The following is a 429-nucleotide window of genomic DNA, read 5'->3' as shown; positions in this document are numbered from 1 at the left end:
AAACTTTCTGCTAGAAAATTCTCTAGAAAAAGATTCCTACAAGTCTCTTCTTCTAGTTTCTCGTCTCCCTCTCCTCACTAGGATATGAAAACTTTTCTTTCTTCTTCTTATTCTCTTGTCAAAAAACAGAAATCTGGTGGACGCTAGGAGGGTCGAACTCCTGACCCCCAGAATGCAAATCTGGTGCTCTCCCAACTGAGCTAAGCGCCCTTAAGGCAAAAACGCCTCAATTTAAAGAATTCCACTTAAAAAGCTGAGCCTCTTAATTTGAATAACTCTTAATTGAGCCGTCTCTATTGACTTTGAAAAGATTGCAGAAACAGAGTGCGGGTCCCTTGACCTAGAATGGACTCTCTGTACCCGAAGGTATGAGCTGTCTGTATTCCTAGAAAGGAGGTGATCCAGCCGCAGGTTCCCCTACGGCTACCT

At 43.4% G+C, this 429-nt stretch carries 1 tRNA gene; it reads right to left on the bottom strand.

What is annotated here, in order from left to right:
• Positions 1 to 134: 134 nt before the first annotated feature.
• Positions 135 to 210, bottom strand: a tRNA-Ala gene (locus tag GCL57_RS14685).
• Between the last annotated feature and the right edge of the window lie 219 nt (positions 211 to 429).

The organism is Fluviispira multicolorata, from assembly GCF_009208585.1.
GTDB classification, from domain to species: domain Bacteria; phylum Bdellovibrionota_B; class Oligoflexia; order Silvanigrellales; family Silvanigrellaceae; genus Silvanigrella; species Silvanigrella multicolorata.
Note: the sequence above shows the minus strand (reverse complement) of the source record. Positions and strands in the feature narration are given on the sequence as shown.